The organism is Desulfuribacillus alkaliarsenatis (assembly GCF_001730225.1).
GTDB lineage: Bacteria > Bacillota > Bacilli > Desulfuribacillales > Desulfuribacillaceae > Desulfuribacillus > Desulfuribacillus alkaliarsenatis.
This window is the reverse complement of the sequence record NZ_MIJE01000025.1, coordinates 1-646: the sequence shown is the minus strand read 5'-3', so window position 1 is coordinate 646 and position 646 is coordinate 1. Positions and strand designations below refer to the sequence as shown.

Genomic DNA, 646 nt, shown 5'->3' with positions numbered 1-646 from the left:
TTCAGTTCCCTGGGTCTGCCTCCTCATACCCTATGTGTTCAGGTATGGGTAGTATCCCATTACGGATACTGGGTTCCCCCATTCGGATATCCACGGCTCAATGCTTGCTTACAGCTCCCCGTGGCGTTTCGGCGTTCGCTCCGTCCTTCTTCGGCTCCTAGCGCCTAGGCATCCACCATACGCTCTTATTAGCTTAACCTTGGGTTTTCCAAAGTTTCGTATTTGTTTTTGCTTTCAGCTTTTAGATTTCTTTAATCGATGTCTTTTCGATTTAGGATGTGTAGTTGTCATGGTTCAAGAGAATTACGAAACCTTTTGGAAACTAAGGGGTTACCTTGGTTTCTAGGTTTTCAGTAAAATTCCCTGAAAACTGTATTGCAATCAAAACATACGTCGCTTGAGACCGATGTCTCTATGACCGATTATTTCACGGTCTGTTTCCTTAGAAAGGAGGTGATCCAGCCGCACCTTCCGATACGGCTACCTTGTTACGACTTCACCCCAATCATCTGTCCCACCTTCGACGGCTAGCTCCCTTACGGGTTACCCCACCGGCTTCGGGTGTTACAAACTCTCGTGGTGTGACGGGCGGTGTGTACAAGGCCCGGGAACGTATTCACCGCGGCATTCTGATCCGCGATTACTA

At 48.3% G+C, this 646-nt stretch carries 2 rRNA genes; both read right to left on the bottom strand.

Going from position 1 to position 646, the window contains the following annotated elements:
* A 23S ribosomal RNA gene (locus BHF68_RS08560) occupies nucleotides 1–199 on the bottom strand; the annotation flags it as partial.
* 247 nt (nucleotides 200–446) lie between these two features.
* A 16S ribosomal RNA gene (locus BHF68_RS08555) occupies nucleotides 447–646 on the bottom strand; the annotation flags it as partial.